Source organism: Bacillus altitudinis, from assembly GCF_001191605.1.
Lineage (GTDB): Bacteria > Bacillota > Bacilli > Bacillales > Bacillaceae > Bacillus > Bacillus altitudinis.
Genome location: NZ_CP009108.1, coordinates 998,087 through 1,020,971, shown reverse-complemented (window position 1 = coordinate 1,020,971; position 22,885 = coordinate 998,087). Strand labels below are relative to the sequence as shown.

The window sequence follows — 22,885 nt, the reverse complement described above, 5'->3', positions numbered from 1 at the left end:
AATTCGAATCATCGCCACTCCTTTGTGGCTTTCTTATTTTGCATCGATTCCCGCCTTTTACCCCTTTCAAATAATGGACAGCCTCCCATACAGAAAAAAAGGCAAAACAAAAAGCAGTAAACAAAAAGTTCACTGCCCATTAATAGGCGACTGAGCTAGCGGTATCATCGAACGTTAATTCGACCGTCTCAGTCAGTATATCTGCATAACTGTAAGAAACTCTTTCAAACGAATTCTCATCTTGATCTAATTGAATCACAAAAACAGAAGGGTACGTTTCAGCTAAAATGCCCGAACGCTCAATTGTTTTTCGGCGGCCTCCGTTAGCCTTTAACGTCAAACGTTTACCTAAGTTACCATCAAGCGATCTTTTGATGTCGGACAAAGTCTTCGCCATTGCATCCACCTCACTGAGATAATTATACAACAACGGCCCATTTTTGTCAAATAAAAATTAAATTATATCAACCAACACGAGCCATTGTCAACAAAATAATTTTGACAAACTTCTACCTTTTCTCCTCCCTATTTTTCTCAAATTCCGGTGAATTATGTATTCATATGAAATTTCTTTTTGAGCATAAAAAAAACCAGACTGAAATCAGTCGGGTTATGTCGATTCATGGTCTCTTTTATATGGCATACCTACCCTTAAAACACCCCTTGTTTCAATCCCTCCGAGACCTTTTTCTCTCGTCAGTGTATTTCGGAGCACATCCCACACGTTGATTCGATCTACAAATGGAGTGAAGCTGATCTTGGCAACAATATAGACGGGGTCAAGTGCATGAATGTTGACACGTGAGGGTGAGCTTGCAAAATTAGCACCTGCTTGAATTAATGATTCAAAATGAGATTGGCAGGCACCTGCAAAGATCACGAGCTGATCTAAATGCGGAACCTTCCTTCTTGCCTTTTGAACCGTTTCAACGAAATGACGAGAATGACGATATGCACCGATATCGTGTACACCGCCCTTTTGTTTAGAATACGCATCATGTCCTGTGATGACCAAAATATCAGGCCGGTATTGATCAATTAATGAATCAATCATGCTTGGCATTTTCTTCTCGTGGCAATGCACACCATACACAGGTACACCAATTCTTTCATATACATCTAAGCATTTCTTTAAGTATGAAGCATCTCCATCTAAATGCAGAACCTTTCCGGGCATATGAAAATACTGCTCCTGATGCTGATATTGTCCAGACGTATAATACTCTTGTTTTTCACGAAGCAGCTGATAATCTTGCCTGAGTAAGTCGAGCGATTCGTTAATTTTCCGTTCATCGTCTTTCTCTCTTGTCAGTTGCTCCTCTTTTTGAATCAAGACCAAATCTGACATCTTCGCATCGGCGATCAGCCTCACTTCATTCCCATGCAAAATGGCGGTGGCTTCGTGCTGGTCTGTCTCATCAATTCGAATGATACGAAACATAATATCCATCTGATAGGATGCCCTCGTCACCATATCTCCTATTTGAAATTGCATGCTTTTCACTCCACAATCAGGCTCTTATCCTGTTGGTATCGTCTTACGCTACACTTGTTCTTCTTTCAGGTGTGTTGTTCTTTCTAGCCTATGCCTGAACAGATGAAGTGGTGAAAACCAAAAGAAAAAAGCCCTTATGAAAGGGCTTTGTGTAAAACATTGGACAAACGGGCAAATTCATCGATTGATAATGATTCACCACGGCGTTTCCCATCAACCTCAGCTGTTACAAGGGCTTCTTCAATGATCGCTTTATGTTTCTTGCCATCTGGCAGATTGTTCATCAAATTATTCATCAATGTCTTCCGGCGCTGGCCAAAACTCGCACGAATCAGTTGAAAGAAAAACGTATCATTGTCTACTGAGACCGCAGGCGTTTCACGAACAGTTAGTTTGATTACCGCTGAATCCACATTTGGTTGTGGGACGAAAACCGTTTTCGGCACAACCATGACCGTCTTCGCTTCTGTATAAAATTGCACTGCAATCGACAAAGAGTTGTATTCTTTTGATGAAGGAACAGCAGCCATGCGATCTGCTACTTCTTTTTGCAGCATGACAACGATTCCTTTCAATGGAAGGTTTTCTTCAAGCAATTTCATAATAATTGGTGTCGTCACATAGTAAGGAAGGTTTGCTACGACCATTACTTCTTTACAGTCAGCAAACTGTTCTTCAATCACCTTTCTTACATCTGCCTTCAATACGTCTTGATGTATAATGGTGACATTATCGTATGGAGAAAGCGTATCGTTTAAAATCGGCAATAGGCGCTGGTCGATTTCAAAAGCCGTGACTTTCTTTGCCCGTTTAGCGAGCTGTTCAGTCAACGCACCGATACCAGGGCCAATTTCAATCACACCTGTCTCATCCGTAATCTCTGCATGATCGACAATGCGATCTAAAATATTCGTATCAATTAAAAAGTTTTGCCCTAAGCTCTTTTTAAAAGAGAAACCGTACTTCTTCAGTATTTCCTTCGTTCTGATGGGCGTCGCAATATCTTTATTCATCGGCTTCCTCCTGCATGACGGTCTTTAAGGCCGCAATAAAATCCTCTTTCGTTATTTGGAACATGTGAAGACGCTTTTGCAGCTGCTTCGCATTTGTATATCCTATATTTAAAAGCACACCTAATCGTTCGCGGCGGCGTTTTGATGCTTCGCCTCCGATAAGGCCTGCGTCAAATAAATCGTCTAACGTAATCTCGCTTTCTGATTCTTCCATTTCCTCATGGACATGAGCAAGGCATTCTCGAATACTATCCAAGGAAGCATGCTCAACACCAATTCCTTTGTCCCGCTTCGCTTTCGCAAGGTGTTTTGGTAAAAAGGCGTGCTTACAGCCAGGGACAGCCTCTGCGATGGTTTTACGGATCTTTTCCCCAGGGAAATCAGGATCAGTTAAAATGATAACCCCCCTCGTCTCCTGAGCAAGACGCACTTGTTGAATGACTGTATCGCCAATGGCAGATCCATTCGTTTCAATCGTATCTGCATCAACTGCCATCTTTACTCTAGCAGTGTCGTCACGACCCTCCACCACAATGATTTCTTTGATTTTCATGTATTCCTCCGCTTGCAAAAACAATCTACATTTTTTTGTCAAAAAATGAAACCTTCCATGCTGCTTTTGCGTCTAATTAATTAGAAAACAGTGCTTCTATTATAACCAAAAAAACAGAGGGTGCGCAAAGCCCTCTGTTCATATAAATGATTTGATGTGTTTATTTGAGCACTCTAATTTTCACTCGTTTATTTCCCCATTGATAAGCTGCCGACTTACTTGGGACGAACACATCAATTTTATTCCCTTTTATAGCAGATCCAGTGTCTGATGCAACGGCATACCCATAGCCTTCCACATACACTTTAGAGCCCAGCGGAATGACACTCGGATCTACTGCTATGACCTTTGCACCTGGATTTGCTTTTAAATTAAAGCCTGTAGACGTTCTGCCCGTACATCCAGCACAGCTCGCTGTATAGGCTGTAGACGTCACATAGAACTCTTTTCCTGAAGATTCATTACTTCTTGAAACCGCAGGTGACGCTTTAGGTTCCTTCTTGGACACTTGTGTACCAACGGCCACTAAACGATCCTTACTGTCTTTTGCAGTAACCTCTTTAATTAATTCTTTAGACACCACTTTGCCGTTTTCTTTCACAATGGCATAGTGCTTCTTTAATTTACCTTCTTCACCTTTTTCAAGCACCTTCTCTTTTCCTTTTTCAAGAGATCGATCCTTTTTATGTTTGGTATCAAAAGCAATTTTCTCTTCCACTACATCGGTGACTTTTTCCACCCGAGTGATCTTCACATCTGCGCTTTTTTTAGAAAGGTGACTATGTAACGCAGGTTTGATCTTATCGTGCTTCTTGAGCTTCAGCTCTTGTTGCTTTAAAAAGTCAGCGACCGTAGTCGAAGTGGTCCACACTTTCTTATCCTTTCCTCCATCGTTTAAGCTGACCTGGAAGGCCTGCTGAACCACAAGATCCATATTCTTTTTAATCTTGTCATTCTTTCCTGGAGTTACTTGATCGTGCTTCCCAATATCTATCTTCTCATTCTTCAATAATGCTCCAACCGTCTGATCTGTTGTCCATATCGTTTTCTCTTTCCCATCTAGGGTGAGATGAACCGGTATAGCCGCATCATACACAATGTTCATGTTGTCTTGAATCTTTGTATTTAGACTTGGAGAGATATGATCCTCCGCCCTGGTCCTTATTCCAAGGTCTGAAAGCAGCTGTGCTACTGTCTCTTCATGTGTACGAATTGTCTTCTCTTTGCCATTGATTGAAATGGTAATAGACTGCTTAGTGAGCTCATGCGCACCGTAAGCCGTCCCAGTTCCAGCTAAAAGCAAGCAAGCGACTAGAAATAAAACCTTGCCTTTTCCTAGCTTGACAGAAAACAGATTTTTCATTTTTTGTACGATGAAAAACGCCTCCTTCTCCTCGGAGAGATTATATAGAGTATCTCAAAACCTGTCAACCCTTCCACCCACTGTACAAAAATGCTCGATTGTAAACCTATTATGGGAGATTTTTGGAAGGAAGGGAAGAAAGACTTATCGACAACTTATCCTATGAGGAGGCGCAAAGGTGTAGAACTTTTTCGTTATGTTTCACAATTGGACAAGCTTAAACAAGGATTGACATCATATACTGTCAGTTTATACGGAAAACTTTTTTCGCATTTTCTGTTGTCAATGCAGCAAGCTCTTCAAAGCTCATTTCTCGCAATTCAGCAATTTGTTCTGCGATATATTTCACATAGCTCGGCTCATTCCGTTTCCCTCTAAATGGCGCTGGAGTTAAATATGGACAGTCTGTTTCAATCAACAGACGATCACTTGGAATATCCTTTACAACTTCCTTTGGTTTTTTTGCATTTTTAAATGTCACAGGTCCACCAAATGAGATATAAAAGTTCATTTCCATACACGCTTTTGCAATTTCGAGGCTGCCAGTAAAGCAGTGCATAATTCCTCCAACTTCTGCCGCTCCTTCTTCTTTTAAGATCGTCACTACATCTTCCGTAGCGTCACGGTTATGAATGATAATTGGCAGATTCACTTCTTTCGCAAGAGCAATTTGACGTCTAAAGACTTCTTTTTGCACATCTTTTGGCGACTTGTCCCAATAGTAATCTAGACCCATTTCTCCAATGGCAACAACCTTTTCATGCTGAGATAATTCTTTGATCCAAGCCAAATCTTCATCTGTCATATCAATGGCATCAACAGGATGCCAGCCGATGGCTGCATACATAAAATCATATGCTTCAATTAGCTCCATCGCTCTCGTAATGGTTGGACGATCAAACCCGACCACCACAATCTTCTCTACCTTTTCACTTTTGGCTCTTTCAATCACCTGCTCTAAGTCTTCATTATATTGTTCAGCATTTAAGTGGGCATGTGTATCAAATAACATGGTTGATTGCTCCTTTCGACAATTCTTCTGAAAAACAAAAGGTGTTCGACGAAATGTTACACGTGGAACACCTTTGTTGAATTATAAAATTTTTGTTCCATTTGCTAGAGATTGATCTACTTCAAGAACCTGCAATTTACCACCAGTTTCTCCAGTTAAAATCATTCCCTGGGAAATTTCCCCTCTTAGTTTAACTGGTGTGAGATTCGCTACGCAGACGAGCTTCTTCCCTACCAATTCTTCTGGTTGATAATGCTTGGCAATCCCTGAGACAATTTGTCTCTTTTCAAATCCAAAATCAAGCTGAAGCTTTAAGAGACGATCAGCTTTTTTCACTGGTGCTGCTTCCAATACTTGTGCTACACGAAGGTCAACTTTCGAAAAATCATCGAAGGCGATTTCGGCACCCAGCTCAGGTAATTCAGTTTCTTCTATTTCAACTGTCTCTTCTTCTACCTTAGGCGCACTTCCCTGCATCTTCTCTTTAATGTATGCCACTTCTTCTTCAACTTCTAAACGAGGGAACAATGGCTCACCTTTTTGTACCGTCGCTTTTTGAATCGCACCGAAAGAAAGAATGCTTTCCCAGCTTTTGAGTTTCTCTTCTTCAATTCCAAGCTGGAAGAAGATTTTCTCAGGTGTTTTTGTTAAGAATGGTGTTAACAATACAGCTGTGATTCGAAGTGATTCTGCTAAATGGTACATCACAGAATGCAGTTCTTTTCGTTTTGTTTCATCCTTCGCTAATACCCAAGGAGCTGTTTGATCAATATATTTATTCGTTCTGCTGATTAATGTCCAAACATTTGAAAGAGCCACTGAGAATTCGAGGTTTTCCATCGCTTCTTCATAGGCTTTCACCGTTTGTTCAGCTACAGCTTTTAGTTCCTCATCAAACTCATTGACTGGTCCCTTATAGCTGCTTAATGTACCGTCGAAGTATTTTTGCACCATCGCCACTGTACGATTAAGCAAGTTTCCTAAATCATTGGCAAGGTCATAGTTTACACGTTCCACGAATCCTTCTGGTGTAAACACACCGTCTGCACCAAATGGTACTTCGCGTAGCAGGTAATAACGAAGAGCATCAAGACCATAGCGATCAATTAATGTAACAGGATCTACTACGTTCCCTTTTGATTTAGACATTTTGCCATCTTTCATGAGTAGCCAGCCATGTGCAAAAATTTGTTTTGGCAACGGCAGATCAAGTGCCATCAGCATAATTGGCCAGTAAATTGTATGGAATCGTACAATTTCTTTCCCGACTAGGTGTACGTTGGCAGGCCAATATTTTTTATATTTTTCATCTTGATCGGTTCCGTAGCCAATCGCTGTTAAGTAGTTGAATAACGCATCAATCCATACATAGATGACGTGCTTCGGATTATTAGGTACTTTAATGCCCCAATCAAAGGTTGTTCTTGATACAGCTAAATCCTCTAACCCCGGTTTAATGAAGTTATTAATCATTTCATTCTTTCTTGATTCAGGCTGAATGAACGACGGGTTCTTTTCGTAATAGTCTAGTAAGCGATCAGCATACTTACTCATACGGAAGAAATATGATTCCTCTTTAATCAATTCAACAGGGTGTCCACTGTCTGGGCTTTTCCCTCCAATGACTTCCCCTTTCTCATTTCGCTCAACATCAACAAGCTGTGTTTCCGTATAGAATGTTTCATCAGGAATACTGTACCAGCCCTCATATTGATCTAAATAAATATCTCCTTGATCAAGCAGCTTTTGAAAGACTTGTTCAATGATTTTCGTATGTCTTTTTTCCGTTGTACGAATGAAATCATCGTTGGAAATGTCGAGTTTCTTCCATAATGATTTAATGTCAGCAACGACCGGATCTAAATACTCAATCGGTGTAATATTTTGTTCTTCAGCTTTTTGCTGAATTTTTTGTCCGTGCTCATCAGTACCCGTTAAATACATCACATCATAGCCTTGCAGACGTTTATAACGAGCCATGGCATCCCCTGCCACTGTCGTATAAGCATGTCCAATATGTAATTTTCCGCTCGGATAGTAAATTGGTGTAGTCAGATAAAACGTTTTTTTCTTTTCCGGCATGTCGGAACCTCCTGCTTGTGTGTAAATGTCAAAAACTCCCGCCCAATGGACGAGAGCGGTCATCATACTTCATTAAAATGTGTCAGATCATTTCATTATGTTTTGCACTTGTGCTTTCTCTATGATACCATCTTAGCCTTTAAGATCAAGCATATATACATAGAACAGAATGAAATGAATGAAAAAGATGAGTTTTTCGAAAAAAACGACAAACCGCTCGACATTTTGTCGAATATTGTCGTATAAAATCTATTTCCAGATTTACAATTGGCTAAATTAGGGCAAAAGTCTTGTTAATCTGTTATCGTCATTTTTCATATTTTTATAGATAAATTCTGAAAAATCCTTATACACCGGTAGTTTCAAGGTCCTTTGACTTTAAGAGTCATATTTTACAAACAATAGTAAACAAAATGATTGACGATTTATGGAAACCTTGTTATGCTAGGAATGTAAGGAATTTGTCGAATAATGACGAAGATAATATTATATTAAGAATAAGAACTTTTTGGGAGGAGAATGAAGATGAAATCTACAGGTATTGTACGTAAAGTTGACGAATTAGGACGCGTGGTGATTCCAATCGAGCTTCGCCGTACGTTAGGAATCGCAGAAAAAGACGCTTTGGAAATTTATGTTGATGATGAAAAAATTATCCTAAAAAAATATAAACCAAACATGACTTGCCAAGTAACAGGTGAAGTATCAGACGATAACCTTAAACTTGCTAATGGTAAATTAGTTCTTAGCCGTGAAGGTGCAGAGCAAATCATTAACGAAATCCAAAACCAACTTCAATCACAAAAATAAGTTTTATATAAAAAGGTTCTTGCACCGTTTGCAAGAACCTTTCTTTATTGTTCAATATGATACGCATCATAGATCGTCCGCTTTGGCACACCACGTTCGACCGCAGTACGTTTAATAGCCTCTTTTGACGTTAACCCTTCCTCTATGTAATGGATGACGTGCTCTTTTTCAGATAAAGAATTCCACCAAGCTTCTTCATTCAGTTCTTCTTCATCCTGATCATTTCCTTGTACGACGAGACAGAACTCACCACGGATTTGTTGTTCTGTCACCCAAGTCAGCGCGTATTCTAAATCTCCACGAATAAACTCTTCAAATTTCTTTGTCAGTTCTCTCGTAATGGCAATATTCCGGTTCCCCCACACTTCTTTCATCACAGTCAGCGTTTCTTTTAACCGATGGGGCGCTTCATAGAAAATAATTGTTTCTTGGCGTTTCTTCAATGCTTCCAACTGTTTTTTCTTTTCCTTTTTTTGACGATCAAGAAAACCGTAAAAGAAAAATGGCTGTGGTGCGATTCCTGACGCAATAAGCGCCGTAAGTGCTGCGTTTGCACCAGGTAACGGAATGACATAGCCTCCGATGTTCGTAAAGTCTCGAACCACTTCGGCTCCTGGATCAGAGATCGTCGGTAAACCGGCATCGCTCACGAGTGCAATATTCTTCCCTTCTTTTAACCATTCGATTAACTTGTGACCACTGCTATCTTTGTTATGTTCATGATAACTCGTTAATGGGGTATCAATTTCATAGACATGACAAAGCTTTTTCGTTTGTCTCGTATCTTCTGCGGCAATATAGTCTACATCTTTTAACGTTTGTATCGCTCGAAATGTCATATCTTCTAAGTTTCCAATCGGGGTTGGTACGAGATAAAGAATACCCATTTCTGATTGACCATCAAAGCTTTTCTGTGTCTTTTTCATGTGCCGCCTCCTTTTTGATTCGCTTTTCTTCTATATACATGTCCTTTTTTCGACGTGTCCATGTTTTGAAACGATATTCCTGTTGCATGGCTTCTCTTTTGGTTAAAAAGCATTCATGGTAATAGAGTTCCACCGGCCGTCTAGCTCTCGTATACTTTGCACCCTTCCCACTATTATGGGCAGTCAGCCTTTTTTGTAAGTCATTTGTATACCCAGCGTACAAACTGCCATCTGCACATTTCAATACATAGAAATAATGACTATGCTTCTCCATACAGTATCGTCCTGATTTCTTTTGTATACTCTTGGTCTTCTCCATAAACAAAAAGCGGCGGGAGGATTTTCAAATCCGGCTTTCCATCTTTCATCCCTTCCACTAAAATGGTATTCGCTTCTTTTCCTTGTTTCGGATATACAAATTGAATTCGTTTTGGCTCAATTCGGTATTTCTTCATCATTTCAATTATCTCAAGCAAACGCCCAGGGCGGTGAACCATTGCCAGTTTGCCTCCTTGCTTTAGCAAAGTGGAAGAAACACGAATGACATCTTCTAATGTACAATGAATCTCATGACGTGCAATCGCCAAATACTCATTTTCATTGATTTCATCTTTAGAAGGAGTCTTAAAATATGGCGGATTACAAGTAATCACGTCTACTTTGTGGTTTCCGTACCGTTTAGGCATATCATTTAAATCACCATGGATCAACTCAATCTGCTGCTCCAGTTGATTATGCGCCACACTTCTCTTTGCCATATCAAACAGGCGTTCTTGAATTTCAACCCCTGTAATAGAGGCTTTAGATCTCGTCGAAAGCAGCAATGGAACGATGCCATTTCCCGTACAAAGATCAATAATCTCCCCTTTTTGAATCGGCACATACGCAAATTTTGCTAATAACACTGCATCCAATGAAAAGGCGAACACCGTTTTACTTTGAATAATTTTCATATCTTCTGCGAGCAAGTAGTCTAAACGTTCATCTTCTCTTAACGAAACCATGATGTATCCTTTCTTTTCCTGTGAAAAAGGCTCCCGATTCAGCGGAAGCCTTTTCTCATTTTTTATTTAAAAATGACAGACAGAACAAACAGTCTCCCTCTTTCCGAATGCTCCCATAATGTACATTACAAATATGGAAGCCCTCCTGATATAAACGAGCGAGGTTATCATGACCTTCTCCTATATCAGAATGACTTGGCTTCTGGGCAGAATCATGCTCTGCCTCAGACGATTTATCTCGATCGGATTGATCCAGACGTTCACGCAAGTGCTGATTCTCCATCTGCAGCTGATGATTTTCTTCAATCACTTCACCGATATGATTTTTCAAATCACCTAGCTGGCGATAAAGAGAACCGATTTGTTCTTCTAAATTAATCACCGTATCAAATAGTTCCTTTTTATCCAAGGTGGCACACCTCGTTACTCAGTTGTTTGTGCAGATACAACGCCTTCTTGTAATAATTCTTCCCAAGTATATTCTATCACTTTTTCTTGCCCGGTTAATTCAACTTGCAAAATTCGTTCTAAAATATTAAGCCCTACTACCTTTGCAGAGCCATTAGACGTCTGAATCGTTTCACCGATGTCCGGTAATTGTTCTTTTGCTGTTTCGTACTCATCATTCTCATATTTCAAGCAGCACATTAAACGGCCGCAAAGCCCTGAAATTTTGGTAGGGTTTAACGAGAGGTTTTGATCTTTTGCCATTTTAATGGACACAGGTTCAAAATCTCCTAAGAAAGTTGAACAGCAAAGCATACGTCCACACGGACCAATGCCGCCTAGCATTTTTGCCTCGTCTCTTACACCGATTTGACGAAGTTCAATTCTCGTCTTAAAAATAGATGCAAGATCCTTGACCAGCTCACGGAAATCTACTCTGCCATCCGCTGTAAAATAGAAGATGACCTTGTTGCGGTCGAATGTAAATTCGACATCGACCAGCTTCATTTCCAGGCCGTGTTCACTTACTTTCTGAAGACATGTGTCAAAGGCTGCCATCGCTGCTTCTTTGTTCTCCTCAACGATGAGCCGGTCTCGTTCGTCTGCGACGCGAATCACCTTACGCAAAGGGAGAACCACATCGTGTTCATCTACTTTTTTATTGGCGATGACCACTTGCCCGTACTCAACACCTCTGACTGTTTCTACAATGACACAACTATCATTTTCTATATGAAATCCATTAGGATCGAAATAATAGATTTTGCCCGCTTTTTTAAAGCGAACACCAATTACGTTGTACAAGCTTATCCCTCCTGCAACATCAACACCAATTGCTCCATTAGCCCTTGGGCATTCACGTTGGATTGAAGTCTCTTTTTCGCTTCTAATACAGCAAGGATCTGATTCGTCACCATCTGCTGTGTGGAATGCAGCGCGTGCTGCTTCATTGTCTGGAATAAGTCTTGATAAATGACTTTATCTTCATTTCCTATTTGAATCGACAATACATCACGATATATAAATAAAAGCATATCAAGACCAGTTTCTTGAAGGTCTTTCTCTTTGAAAAAAGGCATCCATTGATCTTGTATATAAAAAAATGCATGTTCTTTTCGCTGGTGTAAGACTTCATACAATTTTATCACTTTCGCTCTAGACTCTGCAAACTGATCATTTCGACTTAATTCGAGTGCTTCTGCTAAATTATTGGTTAAATTCGACAAAAGCCTTGCAAGATCCTGAGACACGCCTTCTTGTAAGAGCTGCTGCTCCAAAGATTGCGGCTGTAGCGGCTGAAAGCTAAGCATCTGACATCTTGAAATAATCGTATCCAGCATTTTATGCGATTGTTCAGTGATTAAAACTGCCATCGTTTCCCGGTTGGGCTCCTCTAGGAACTTTAATAAACTGTTCGCAGCATTGACCGTCATTTTGTCCGCATGGAGAATGATATACATTTTCCGATGCGATTCTACGCCTGCTTTTGTAAATTCCTCCTGCAAAGCCTGCACTTGCGCCTTCTTAATTGATTGACCGTCAGGCTGCACTAGATGTAAATCTGGATGGTTGCCAGACTGAATTCTTTTGCAGTTTTGACAGGACTCGCATGGTTTCACTCCTGCTTCCAAACAAAAAAAGCTCTTCGCTAAAAGCATCGCAGCATCTAGCTTTCCTGTCCCTTTTTTTCCTTCAAATAAATAAGCATGAGCCAGTCGGTCTTTATCAATACTATTAAAAATCAGCCGCATGACGCGCGGCTGCAACTCATTCATGTCATCCCAGCTAATTGCCATGTTATCACTCTCTATGTGTAAAGGTTAATCAATAAACCTTTTATTTCTCCAATACGTTCAAGCAAATCAATCGAGGGTTTCTCCTGATTCATCATATCCTCTGTTAACTCAATCAGCTTTTCATCTAATGCTTTGACTAAAGCGAGTGTTCGCGTGTTGCCATAAATGTCAAAGCTCCTTGATGTCTCTATATTTAATCCATTATCGACTGTTTCTTTTACAAAGCGTTTCACAAGTCCTTTAAACCTAGCCAAATCTTTAAGGTTTCGTGACTTTGTCAGTTTCTTGCCGAAGACTTCGATATCGCTCAGCATGACTGTCAGCTGCTCTAAACGCAGTTTACCGCTTTGTGTCTCCATCGATGATTTAAACGATGCTGAAGTTTGGCTTCCTTTCATCGCTTGAAGTTCACGCTTTTCTAAAAGCAGCCGCATATCTTGATTAATTTTCACAGCAACCCATCCTTAAAATTGATGAAATTGTTCAACTGGCAGAATAAAGACGGTAGCTCCACCAACTTCAACCTCAACAGGGTATGGTACATATGAATCTGCATTTCCACCCATTGGTGATACAGGCGCGATCATTTGATCACGTTTACGGCAATTTTCCTTGATTAGCTGTAACGCTTTATCCACTCGGACATCATCGCAACCAATGATAAAAGTCGTATTCCCAGACTTTAGAAATCCACCAGTCGAAGCTAATTTTGTCACGCCGAATTGATGTTCGGTCAATATTTTCAATAACTTGCTGCTATCTTGATCCTGTACAACGGCAACAATTAATTTCATTTGAATGGCCTCCTTCATTTTAGGCACAGGTGACATGCCGATGTCTTCCTCTATATTATAACAACGATTGGGAATGAGGTCATATTTGATTTTTCTTTAATGTGTCCTGAATCAGCTGAAACACTTCATTAAAGACATCCTGAACAGGCTGAGACGCATCTACTACACGGAATCGTTCTGGTGATTGCGCAATCAGCAGCTCATATCCTTCTCTGACCATTTGATGAAAATTCAGTGTTTCCATGTCTAATCGATTTTTTTCTCTTCCTTGATTGGCATCAATTCGCTTTAGACCTTCCTCTGGTGTAATGGAAAAGTAAATGGTCATTTGCGGCATCGTGCCATCAATGGCAAAATCATTAATGGACTTGACTTCTTCAATCCCAAGCCCTCTCGCATAGCCCTGATAAGCAAGGGAGCTGTCGACAAAACGATCACATAAAACAGTTTCCCCCCGCTTCAATGCCGGTTCTACTTTTTCAGCCAAATGCTGCCTTCTAGCTGCTGCATAAAGCAGTGCCTCTGTTTTTGCGTCCATTTTTGTATTTTTTTCATTTAAAATCACTTCACGAATTTGCTCTGCAATGTCAATGCCTCCGGGCTCACGTGTCGCCATCACTGCATAGCCTTGACGTTCCATTTCTTCGTACACTTTTCGAATCACTGTCGTTTTTCCAGCACCCTCAGGCCCTTCAAACGTAATAAACATACCGCTCATAGTGTCTCCTCTTCTATATAAACATATAATTTTCTCTGGTGAATCACCTGACTTGCTTGCACATGAACTTGATGCCCAAGCAAACGGCTTAACGTCGCAATTTGATCTGATTCAATCGGTTGTCCTTTAATCATCAAAGGAATGCCAGGCGGATAGGGAATGACCGATTCTGCACTAATCCGGCCAGCTGCTTTTTCGAATGGAACAGCTTCTACATCTCGCTTCTGCTGATCGTGCTCTAAGAAGAGCGTTCCCGTTTGAGGCTCTTTTTTTACAAGCAATGAATCACTTTGCTGAAGAGCCTGCTCTATAGCTGTAAAAGGAATGTCCTTTGTATGTCTTAGACCAAAAACGAGTAACACTTGATGTTCATCCGCAAGTTCTGGGTGAACATCCACCGACTCAAGCACCTTTTTGAGTTCATAGCCTGTCAGCCCTTTTGTTGAACGAATGACACATTTTAATGGATCCATAGGTAAAGAGTCAGACTCAACCACTTCGAGATTGGAGATCATATTGAACTGTGCTTTCAGCTTTGCCAAGTCTCTCATGATTTCATCCATTAACCCTTTTCCCTTCAACTCCTCCACATAAGCTCTCGCCAAATCTAACGAAGCCATAATTGGATAAGAAGGTGAACTGCTTTGAAGCATCGTTAATAACGTCTTTATCCGCTTCACATCCATTCGGTCTCCTTGAAGATGGAGATAAGACCCCATCGTCATTGCCGGAAGGGTTTTATGTGCTGATTGTACCACCACGTCTGCTCCATAGGAAAGGGCAGATGGAGGAAAGGCACCGCCTAATACAAAATGAGCACCATGCGCCTCATCAACTAATACAATGATGCCAGCTTCATGACACATTTGAATGAGCCCTGATAAATCAGCTGCATGTCCGTAGTAGTTCGGATATGTCAAAACGATTGCCCGACAGTTAGGATGTGTCTCCATAGCTTGTTTGACTGTTTCCTCCGTCACATGGGTTGGGACGTGCAAGTGCGGATCACTCTCGGTTTCTAGCATAATAGGCGTCGCTCCCGCAAGCTCAATCGCATGGAACACAGACTTATGACAATTTCGCTGAACGAAAATGCCCTCCCCAGCCTGACACGCAGACATCACCATTGCCAAATTGCCAACGGTTGTGCCATTCACAAGGAAAAAACTTTGTTTAGCTCCATATAGCTTTGCCAATAAATCCTCTGCCTCTTGAATCACCCCAGTCGGATGGTGAAGATCATCTAGACCTTCAAGTTCTGTCACATCCAGCTGAAGAATGGATTCATAATAGGACCGTGCCTCATCAAAAAAGACATCTCCATTGTGATGTCCCGGAACGTGAAAAGAATAGGGCTTCTTTTCCGCATGTTGTGATAATGCTGTATATAAAGGTGTTTTCAAACAAATCGACCCTTTTCACTTAAACGAAATCTTATATCTATTATAACGTTCAAACAAGTGAACTGAAAGATGGATTCTCATTCCTTTATTGGTTTATGATTCACCAGCTTTTGCTCTGCCTCATGCATGCTACTTTTTAATTGAGCTCGTTCTTGGCTCCCATGTTCTTTTACCTGCAACGTTTCCTGCAATGTTTCGGCCAATTGGCGCTGAACCTTTTTCAACGTATCTATAGGCGTTAAGGATGCATCTTCAAGCAGCTGTCCTTGCTGCTTCGATACCTGTTCATATGTTTGCTGGATACGCTGCTCAAGCGCTGAATTGGCTCGCTGCTGAATATGATTGAACGCAATCGACATTTGGTTGATCCATAAAGGAATTGATGCGGAAACAGTTGATTGAATATGATTGGCTAATGTATGGTTTGTATGCTGAATCATTCGAATTTGGGCATTACATTGCAGTGCAATTTGACGGCTCAACAGCAAATCATACTTCCGTTCTTTTAATCTCTCCATATATTCTTCTTCATCGACTTCCCGATTCATCAATTGCTCCTCTAATGTCCGATCATGTGACTGTGTTGATTCTGTTAGGGCATGTCGCTCTAACAGCGTCAATTTTGCTTCAACTGCTGCAACCTGTAACGTCATCTCTTGAAAGTATGATTGATTTTCTTCAAATAAACGCTCCAATAACTTATGGTCCGAAATTAACACGCCTCTGGCGTAACGAAGCCTTGCTGACAATCTCTCTATCTGTGCTTCTGCTTGTTTAAAACGAGATATGATCTCCTGAGTAGAACGCTTTTCTCGCTGAAACAACCTTAAAAAAAAGCCTCGCTTCTTTGGCAATAAATCCTCTGGCTCCACTAAATGCAGTTGCTGCAAAAAAGCTTCTAGAACGTCTCCGATTTGGTCAATATCTTTTTTCTCCACATATTGCATCATTTGTTTTGATTGTTCTAACAATCGTTCCTGCACACGTGTGCCATAGAAAAGCAGTTTTTGTGGATGGTCAGGGATCTTCTCAGCTCGCTGTAGCGCCTCCTGCTTTTCCTCATCAGATAAGGTATCAAACACCCGAAACGGAAGATCTGTAGTAGATGGGGCTGTTGGTATGACTGGATCTTCTGGTTTCATCGAGTTTGACTCCTTTCATATCTATTTTTTAATCATTTTATCGGCCACTTCAAGTTCAATATGAAGTGCTTCTATATCTCTTCCTAAAACTTGCTGTAAATCATTCGTTAATTGCTTTTGCAGTTCAGTCAGCGTGACTCGAGTTTGGCTTAATGTCATTTCAAGCTCATGGCTACGATTCGGCTGATTATACAGCAGTGCATATTTCTCAGTTAATTCAACAACAGAATCCAAACTCTCAAAATAAAACCGCTGTGCATCATAAAACCGGTTCGGTTCCTTTTTTGTTATCGTATAGATGCGTCGTGCAAGCCGAAGAATTTCATAATTATGCTTGATCGTCTGTACGTTCTTCACAGCAAATAAAGCTTTCTTCAAACGAACCAGCTTTTGCCCGGCTTCTTTTAAATGCTGTTTAATATATACATAATCACTGCGAGACAGTCCGTGTTTCTTCAAAAACAACTGGAAGGCAGCCCATCGGCTTCCTGCAAACATCACACCCCACCCAATCATCGCATACAGTATCGACAATCCAACATGATGATGGAAAACACCAATACTGACAGTTAAAATCACCAGCGAAAAAAGAGTAGAGAGAACGGCCCATACAAATGTGTAAAAAATTGATTTCATGTTCATCGACTCCTATGAATAATCAGGCTCTCTGTTTATCTTATTATTTATTACGGTTGATGTCCAAACTAAGTTCCAAAAAACAGGCCCAATCCCCGATTGCCCATAAAAAAAGACCATCTAATGGTCTATGAATACAAAGGCGGCGTATGAAGACTTTTAAGCTTTCTTACATAATCAGCATAACTAGGATCCGAGGTTGATGTAGAAATTAACTTCCGTTCACAATCTCGGCATAAAAACTGATGATATAAATAAATTCCCTTTGTTTTTTTCTCTTCACAAATCAAACAAATTGCTTCTCGCTCTTTTTTGCTCATTGTGACACCTCCACTTATAGCTTCAGTATGCCCTAACGCTTTCAATTGTATACAAAATTAAGAATGTTTTAGATGATAGTTTAGTATATGTATCCATGCCAGATCGAGTGTTTGTTCCTTTTTTAAAATACAAAAAAGACCAGTTCCGATTGGAACTGATCCTTTGAAAAGCTTGGCGGCGTCCTACTCTCACAGGGGGAAACCCCCAACTACCATCGGCGCTGAAGAGCTTAACTTCCGCGTTCGGTATGGGAACGGGTGTGACCTCTTCGCTATCGCCACCAAACCTGATGGAGAGAATGTTCTCTCAAAACTAGATAACAATGTTCATTTTTCACATTAAAATATAGGTTAAGTCCTCGATCTATTAGTATCTGTCAGCTCCACGTGTCACCACGCTTCCACCTCAGACCTATCAACCTGATCATCTTTCAGGGATCTTACTTCCTTGCGGAATGGGAAATCTCATCTTGAGGGGGGCTTCATGCTTAGATGCTTTCAGCACTTATCCCGTCCGCACATAGCTACCCAGCGATGCCCTTGGCAGAACAACTGGTACACCAGCGGTGCGTCCATCCCGGTCCTCTCGTACTAAGGACAGCTCCTCTCAAATTTCCTGCGCCCGCGACGGATAGGGACCGAACTGTCTCACGACGTTCTGAACCCAGCTCGCGTACCGCTTTAATGGGCGAACAGCCCAACCCTTGGGACCGACTACAGCCCCAGGATGCGATGAGCCGACATCGAGGTGCCAAACCTCCCCGTCGATGTGGACTCTTGGGGGAGATAAGCCTGTTATCCCCGGGGTAGCTTTTATCCGTTGAGCGATGGCCCTTCCATGCGGAACCACCGGATCACTAAGCCCGACTTTCGTCCCTGCTCGACTTGTAGGTCTCGCAGTCAAGCTCCCTTGTGCCTTTACACTCTGCGAATGATTTCCAACCATTCTGAGGGAACCTTTGGGCGCCTCCGTTACATTTTAGGAGGCGACCGCCCCAGTCAAACTGCCCACCTGACACTGTCTCCCTGCCCGATAAGGGCAGCGGGTTAGAAGGTCAATACAGCCAGGGTAGTATCCCACCGATGCCTCCACCGAAGCTAGCGCTCCGGTTTCCAAGGCTCCTACCTATCCTGTACAAGCTGTACCAACATTCAATATCAGGCTGCAGTAAAGCTCCACGGGGTCTTTCCGTCCTGTCGCGGGTAACCTGCATCTTCACAGGTACTATAATTTCACCGAGTCTCTCGTTGAGACAGTGCCCAGATCGTTGCGCCTTTCGTGCGGGTCGGAACTTACCCGACAAGGAATTTCGCTACCTTAGGACCGTTATAGTTACGGCCGCCGTTTACTGGGGCTTCAATTCGCACCTTCGCTTACGCTAAGCGCTCCTCTTAACCTTCCAGCACCGGGCAGGCGTCAGCCCCTATACTTCGCCTTACGGCTTCGCAGAGACCTGTGTTTTTGCTAAACAGTCGCCTGGGCCTATTCACTGCGGCTTCTCGGGGCTTTAACACCCTAAGAAGCACCCCTTCTCCCGAAGTTACGGGGTCATTTTGCCGAGTTCCTTAACGAGAGTTCTCTCGATCACCTTAGGATTCTCTCTCGCCTACCTGTGTCGGTTTGCGGTACGGGCACCTCTCCACCTCCGCTAGAGGCTTTTCTGGCAGTGGTGGCATTCAGAACTTCGCTACTAAATTTCGCTCGCCATCACAGCTCAGCCTTCACGGGAAACGGATTTGCCTATTTCCCAGCCTAACTGCTTGGACGCGGATATCCAATACCGCGCTTACCCTATCCTCCTGCGTCCCCCCATTGCTCAAATGGTGAGGAGGTGGTACAGGAATATCAACCTGTTGTCCATCGCCTACGCCTTTCGGCCTCGGCTTAGGTCCCGACTAACCCTGAGCGGACGAGCCTTCCTCAGGAAACCTTAGGCATTCGGTGGACGGGATTCTCACCCGTCTTTCGCTACTCATACCGGCATTCTCACTTCTAAGCGCTCCACCAGTCCTTCCGGTCTGACTTCACTGCACTTAGAACGCTCTCCTACCACTGTTCGTAAGAACAGTCCGCAGCTTCGGTGATACGTTTAGCCCCGGTACATTTTCGGCGCAGAGTCACTCGACCAGTGAGCTATTACGCACTCTTTAAATGGTGGCTGCTTCTAAGCCAACATCCTGGTTGTCTAAGCAACTCCACATCCTTTTCCACTTAACGTATACTTTGGGACCTTAGCTGGCGGTCTGGGCTGTTTCCCTTTCGACTACGGATCTTATCACTCGCAGTCTGACTCCCAAGGATAAGTCATCGGCATTCGGAGTTTGACTGAATTCGGTAACCCGGTAGGGGCCCCTAGTCCAATCAGTGCTCTACCTCCGAGACTCTTACCTTGAGGCTAGCCCTAAAGCTATTTCGGAGAGAACCAGCTATCTCCAGGTTCGATTGGCATTTCACCCCTACCCACACCTCATCCCCGCACTTTTCAACGTGCGTGGGTTCGGGCCTCCATTCAGTGTTACCTGAACTTCACCCTGGACATGGGTAGATCACCTGGTTTCGGGTCTACGACCACGTACTCATGCGCCCTATTCAGACTCGCTTTCGCTGCGGCTCCGCATCTTCTGCTTAACCTTGCACGGGATCGTAACTCGCCGGTTCATTCTACAAAAGGCACGCCATCACCCGTTAACGGGCTCTGACTACTTGTAGGCACACGGTTTCAGGATCTATTTCACTCCCCTTCCGGGGTGCTTTTCACCTTTCCCTCACGGTACTGGTTCACTATCGGTCACTAGGGAGTATTTAGCCTTGGGAGATGGTCCTCCCGGATTCCGACGGAATTTCACGTGTTCCGCCGTACTCAGGATCCACTCTGGAGAGAACAACATTTCAGTTACAGGGCTGTTACCTTCTTTGGCGGGCCTTTCCAGACCTCTTCGCTTATATCGTTCCTTTGTAACTCCGTATAGAGTGTCCTACAACCCCAAGAGGCAAGCCTCTTGGTTTGGGCTGTTCCCGTTTCGCTCGCCGCTACTCAGGGAATCGCATTTGCTTTCTCTTCCTCCGGGTACTTAGATGTTTCAGTTCCCCGGGTATGCCTTCTCATACTCTATGTATTCAAGTATGGATACTACTCCATTACGAGCAGTGGGTTTCCCCATTCGGAAATCTCCGGATCAAAGCTTGCTTACAGCTCCCCGAAGCATATCGGTGTTCGTCCCGTCCTTCATCGGCTCCTAGTGCCAAGGCATCCACCGTGCGCCCTTTCTAACTTAACCATTTCTTACTTTAGAAAGAATCACTATGTGTGATGAACTTTGCATTGCATTCAATGTGAATGTATTACTTATTGTTATCTAGTTTTCAAAGAACACGTTGGTGGAGCCTAGCGGGATCGAACCGCTGACCTCCTGCGTGCAAGGCAGGCGCTCTCCCAGCTGAGCTAAGGCCCCGATTTAATAGAAGATGGTGGGCCTGAGTGGACTCGAACCACCGACCTCACGCTTATCAGGCGTGCGCTCTAACCAGCTGAGCTACAGGCCCATCTTTCATATCGAAGATATGATGTTGTAGGATCTTTTGCAAGTTCCTTCAAAACTAAACAAGACGAAAAACGTACGCTGCTCCATATATCCTTAGAAAGGAGGTGATCCAGCCGCACCTTCCGATACGGCTACCTTGTTACGACTTCACCCCAATCATCTGCCCCACCTTCGGCGGCTGGCTCCATAAAGGTTACCTCCATAAAGGTTACTCACCGACTTCGGGTGTTGCAAACTCTCGTGGTGTGACGGGCGGTGTGTACAAGGCCCCGGGAACGTATTCACCGCGGCATGCTGATCCGCGATTACTAGCGATTCCAGCTTCACGCAGTCGAGTTGCAGACTGCGATCCGAACTGAGAACAGATTTGTGGGATTGGCTAAACCTTGCGGTCTCGCAGCCCTTTGTTCTGTCCATTGTAGCACGTGTGTAGCCCAGGTCATAAGGGGCATGATGATTTGACGTCATCCCCACCTTCCTCCGGTTTGTCACCGGCAGTCACCTTAGAGTGCCCAACTGAATGCTGGCAACTAAGATCAAGGGTTGCGCTCGTTGCGGGACTTAACCCAACATCTCACGACACGAGCTGACGACAACCATGCACCACCTGTCACTCTGTCCCCGAAGGGAAAGCCCTATCTCTAGGGTTGTCAGAGGATGTCAAGACCTGGTAAGGTTCTTCGCGTTGCTTCGAATTAAACCACATGCTCCACCGCTTGTGCGGGCCCCCGTCAATTCCTTTGAGTTTCAGTCTTGCGACCGTACTCCCCAGGCGGAGTGCTTAATGCGTTAGCTGCAGCACTAAGGGGCGGAAACCCCCTAACACTTAGCACTCATCGTTTACGGCGTGGACTACCAGGGTATCTAATCCTGTTCGCTCCCCACGCTTTCGCTCCTCAGCGTCAGTTACAGACCAGAGAGTCGCCTTCGCCACTGGTGTTCCTCCACATCTCTACGCATTTCACCGCTACACGTGGAATTCCACTCTCCTCTTCTGCACTCAAGTTTCCCAGTTTACAATGACCCTCCCCGGTAGAAACCGGGGGATTTCACATCAGACTTAAGAAACCGCCTGCGAGCCCTTTACGCCCAATAATTCCGGACAACGCTTGCCACCTACGTATTACCGCGGCTGATGGCACGTAGTTAGCCGTGGCTTTCTGGTTAGGTACCGTCAAGGTGCAAGCAGTTACTCTTGCACTTGTTCTTCCCTAACAACAGAGCTTTACGATCCGAAAACCTTCATCACTCACGCGGCGTTGCTCCGTCAGACTTTCGTCCATTGCGGAAGATTCCCTACTGCTGCCTCCCGTAGGAGTCTGGGCCGTGTCTCAGTCCCAGTGTGGCCGATCACCCTCTCAGGTCGGCTACGCATCGTCGCCTTGGTGAGCCGTTACCTCACCAACTAGCTAATGCGCCGCGGGTCCATCTGTAAGTGACAGCCGAAACCGTCTTTCATCCTTGAACCATGCGGTTCAAGGAACTATCCGGTATTAGCTCCGGTTTCCCGGAGTTATCCCAGTCTTACAGGCAGGTTACCCACGTGTTACTCACCCGTCCGCCGCTAACATCCGGGAGCAAGCTCCCTTCTGTCCGCTCGACTTGCATGTATTAGGCACGCCGCCAGCGTTCGTCCTGAGCCAGGATCAAACTCTCCGAAAAAGTACAAAACCGAAGTTTTGTTTTTCGCCAGTTTGACTGACTACCTATGAAGTATCATAGGATTTTTTATAAAAACTCGAATTAACAGGTACGTTTTGTCTTGTTTAGTTTTCAAAGAACTTGTTTACCGCTTCAGAAGCGACTAGAACATCTTATCACGTCCAAG

Annotated in this window: 21 protein-coding genes, 2 tRNA genes and 3 rRNA genes; 1 reads left to right on the top strand and 25 read right to left on the bottom strand. The window is 43.3% G+C overall.

Annotated features, from left to right (window positions below; all coding sequences use genetic code 11):
* Nucleotides 1-139: 139 nt before the first annotated feature.
* The 7 genes from veg to metG form a co-directional block, all read right to left on the bottom strand.
* On the bottom strand, nucleotides 140-397 hold the full coding sequence (gene veg, locus ID12_RS05120) for a biofilm formation stimulator Veg (protein ID WP_003217979.1): 258 nt from the start codon (nucleotides 395-397) through the stop codon (nucleotides 140-142).
* Nucleotides 398-610: 213 nt separating this feature from the next.
* The gene (yabG, locus tag ID12_RS05115; protein WP_007496216.1) at nucleotides 611-1,495 is read right to left on the bottom strand and encodes a sporulation peptidase YabG; all 885 of its coding nucleotides are present in this window, start codon (nucleotides 1,493-1,495) and stop codon (nucleotides 611-613) included.
* 134 nt (nucleotides 1,496-1,629) lie between these two features.
* Complete coding sequence (gene rsmA, locus ID12_RS05110; RefSeq protein WP_008341873.1) at nucleotides 1,630-2,508, bottom strand: 16S rRNA (adenine(1518)-N(6)/adenine(1519)-N(6))-dimethyltransferase RsmA; 879 nt, start codon at nucleotides 2,506-2,508, stop codon at nucleotides 1,630-1,632.
* Nucleotides 2,501-3,061, bottom strand: coding sequence for a ribonuclease M5 (gene rnmV, locus ID12_RS05105; protein ID WP_008341876.1), 561 nt, complete (start codon nucleotides 3,059-3,061; stop codon nucleotides 2,501-2,503). The genes rsmA and rnmV overlap by 8 nt, the downstream gene beginning before the upstream one ends.
* A 160-nt stretch (nucleotides 3,062-3,221) precedes the next feature.
* The gene (locus ID12_RS05100; RefSeq protein WP_017359324.1) at nucleotides 3,222-4,424 is read right to left on the bottom strand and encodes a G5 and 3D domain-containing protein; all 1,203 of its coding nucleotides are present in this window, start codon (nucleotides 4,422-4,424) and stop codon (nucleotides 3,222-3,224) included.
* A 244-nt stretch (nucleotides 4,425-4,668) separates the two neighbouring features.
* Nucleotides 4,669-5,436, bottom strand: a complete 768-nt coding sequence (locus ID12_RS05095; protein WP_050826832.1) for a TatD family hydrolase — start codon at nucleotides 5,434-5,436, stop codon at nucleotides 4,669-4,671.
* Nucleotides 5,437-5,517: 81 nt separating this feature from the next.
* On the bottom strand, nucleotides 5,518-7,518 hold the full coding sequence (gene metG, locus ID12_RS05090; protein ID WP_008341884.1) for a methionine--tRNA ligase: 2,001 nt from the start codon (nucleotides 7,516-7,518) through the stop codon (nucleotides 5,518-5,520).
* A 519-nt stretch (nucleotides 7,519-8,037) separates the two neighbouring features.
* On the opposite strand from metG, the gene ID12_RS05085 reads away from it, so the two are divergent.
* Nucleotides 8,038-8,328 carry a transition state genes transcriptional regulator AbrB gene (locus ID12_RS05085; RefSeq protein ID WP_087975202.1) on the top strand — a complete coding sequence of 97 codons (291 nt, stop codon included), beginning with the start codon at nucleotides 8,038-8,040 and terminating at the stop codon, nucleotides 8,326-8,328.
* Between the two features lie 44 nt (nucleotides 8,329-8,372).
* Here ID12_RS05085 and rsmI read toward each other — a convergent pair whose 3' ends face one another.
* From rsmI to ID12_RS04995, 18 genes are all read right to left on the bottom strand, one after another.
* Nucleotides 8,373-9,254 (bottom strand): 16S rRNA (cytidine(1402)-2'-O)-methyltransferase, encoded by an 882-nt coding sequence (rsmI, locus tag ID12_RS05080; RefSeq protein WP_008341890.1) that lies wholly within the window; start codon nucleotides 9,252-9,254, stop codon nucleotides 8,373-8,375.
* Nucleotides 9,229-9,528 (bottom strand): GIY-YIG nuclease family protein, encoded by a 300-nt coding sequence (locus ID12_RS05075; protein ID WP_019744059.1) that lies wholly within the window; start codon nucleotides 9,526-9,528, stop codon nucleotides 9,229-9,231. Before ID12_RS05075 ends, rsmI begins: the two co-directional genes overlap by 26 nt.
* Nucleotides 9,515-10,258: a tRNA1(Val) (adenine(37)-N6)-methyltransferase gene (locus ID12_RS05070; RefSeq protein WP_039962495.1), complete on the bottom strand. Its 744-nt coding sequence runs from the start codon at nucleotides 10,256-10,258 to the stop codon at nucleotides 9,515-9,517. Before ID12_RS05070 ends, ID12_RS05075 begins: the two co-directional genes overlap by 14 nt.
* 55 nt (nucleotides 10,259-10,313) lie before the next feature.
* Nucleotides 10,314-10,667 carry a DNA replication initiation control protein YabA gene (yabA, locus tag ID12_RS05065; protein ID WP_007496228.1) on the bottom strand — a complete coding sequence of 118 codons (354 nt, stop codon included), beginning with the start codon at nucleotides 10,665-10,667 and terminating at the stop codon, nucleotides 10,314-10,316.
* Nucleotides 10,668-10,681: 14 nt separating this feature from the next.
* Nucleotides 10,682-11,509: a competence/sporulation regulator complex protein RicT gene (ricT, locus tag ID12_RS05060; protein ID WP_007496230.1), complete on the bottom strand. Its 828-nt coding sequence runs from the start codon at nucleotides 11,507-11,509 to the stop codon at nucleotides 10,682-10,684.
* 2 nt (nucleotides 11,510-11,511) lie between these two features.
* Nucleotides 11,512-12,501: a DNA polymerase III subunit delta' gene (gene holB / locus ID12_RS05055; RefSeq protein ID WP_007496231.1), complete on the bottom strand. Its 990-nt coding sequence runs from the start codon at nucleotides 12,499-12,501 to the stop codon at nucleotides 11,512-11,514.
* Nucleotides 12,502-12,512: 11 nt separating this feature from the next.
* The gene (locus ID12_RS05050) at nucleotides 12,513-12,953 is read right to left on the bottom strand and encodes a YaaR family protein (protein ID WP_035391564.1); all 441 of its coding nucleotides are present in this window, start codon (nucleotides 12,951-12,953) and stop codon (nucleotides 12,513-12,515) included.
* Nucleotides 12,954-12,965: 12 nt separating this feature from the next.
* Nucleotides 12,966-13,295 (bottom strand): cyclic-di-AMP receptor, encoded by a 330-nt coding sequence (locus ID12_RS05045; protein ID WP_012008640.1) that lies wholly within the window; start codon nucleotides 13,293-13,295, stop codon nucleotides 12,966-12,968.
* A 79-nt stretch (nucleotides 13,296-13,374) separates the two neighbouring features.
* Nucleotides 13,375-14,013 carry a dTMP kinase gene (gene tmk / locus ID12_RS05040; RefSeq protein WP_007496237.1) on the bottom strand — a complete coding sequence of 213 codons (639 nt, stop codon included), beginning with the start codon at nucleotides 14,011-14,013 and terminating at the stop codon, nucleotides 13,375-13,377.
* On the bottom strand, nucleotides 14,010-15,416 hold the full coding sequence (locus tag ID12_RS05035; protein ID WP_050826831.1) for an aminotransferase class I/II-fold pyridoxal phosphate-dependent enzyme: 1,407 nt from the start codon (nucleotides 15,414-15,416) through the stop codon (nucleotides 14,010-14,012). Before ID12_RS05035 ends, tmk begins: the two co-directional genes overlap by 4 nt.
* A gap of 77 nt (nucleotides 15,417-15,493) precedes the next feature.
* Nucleotides 15,494-16,558 carry a toxic anion resistance protein gene (locus ID12_RS05030; protein WP_050826830.1) on the bottom strand — a complete coding sequence of 355 codons (1,065 nt, stop codon included), beginning with the start codon at nucleotides 16,556-16,558 and terminating at the stop codon, nucleotides 15,494-15,496.
* Nucleotides 16,559-16,579: 21 nt separating this feature from the next.
* On the bottom strand, nucleotides 16,580-17,194 hold the full coding sequence (locus ID12_RS05025) for a 5-bromo-4-chloroindolyl phosphate hydrolysis family protein (protein ID WP_017359333.1): 615 nt from the start codon (nucleotides 17,192-17,194) through the stop codon (nucleotides 16,580-16,582).
* A 128-nt stretch (nucleotides 17,195-17,322) separates the two neighbouring features.
* Nucleotides 17,323-17,514 carry a sigma factor G inhibitor Gin gene (locus ID12_RS05020; protein ID WP_050826829.1) on the bottom strand — a complete coding sequence of 64 codons (192 nt, stop codon included), beginning with the start codon at nucleotides 17,512-17,514 and terminating at the stop codon, nucleotides 17,323-17,325.
* Between the two features lie 170 nt (nucleotides 17,515-17,684).
* A 5S ribosomal RNA gene (gene rrf, locus ID12_RS05015) occupies nucleotides 17,685-17,800 on the bottom strand.
* A 61-nt stretch (nucleotides 17,801-17,861) separates the two neighbouring features.
* Nucleotides 17,862-20,793, bottom strand: a 23S ribosomal RNA gene (locus ID12_RS05010).
* Between the two features lie 98 nt (nucleotides 20,794-20,891).
* Nucleotides 20,892-20,967: transfer RNA gene (locus ID12_RS05005), tRNA-Ala, on the bottom strand.
* 14 nt (nucleotides 20,968-20,981) lie between these two features.
* Nucleotides 20,982-21,058: transfer RNA gene (locus ID12_RS05000), tRNA-Ile, on the bottom strand.
* A gap of 96 nt (nucleotides 21,059-21,154) precedes the next feature.
* Nucleotides 21,155-22,719: ribosomal RNA gene (locus ID12_RS04995) — 16S ribosomal RNA — on the bottom strand.
* The 16S, 23S and 5S rRNA genes sit together here with 2 tRNA genes alongside, the layout of an rRNA operon.
* Nucleotides 22,720-22,885: the final 166 nt, after the last annotated feature.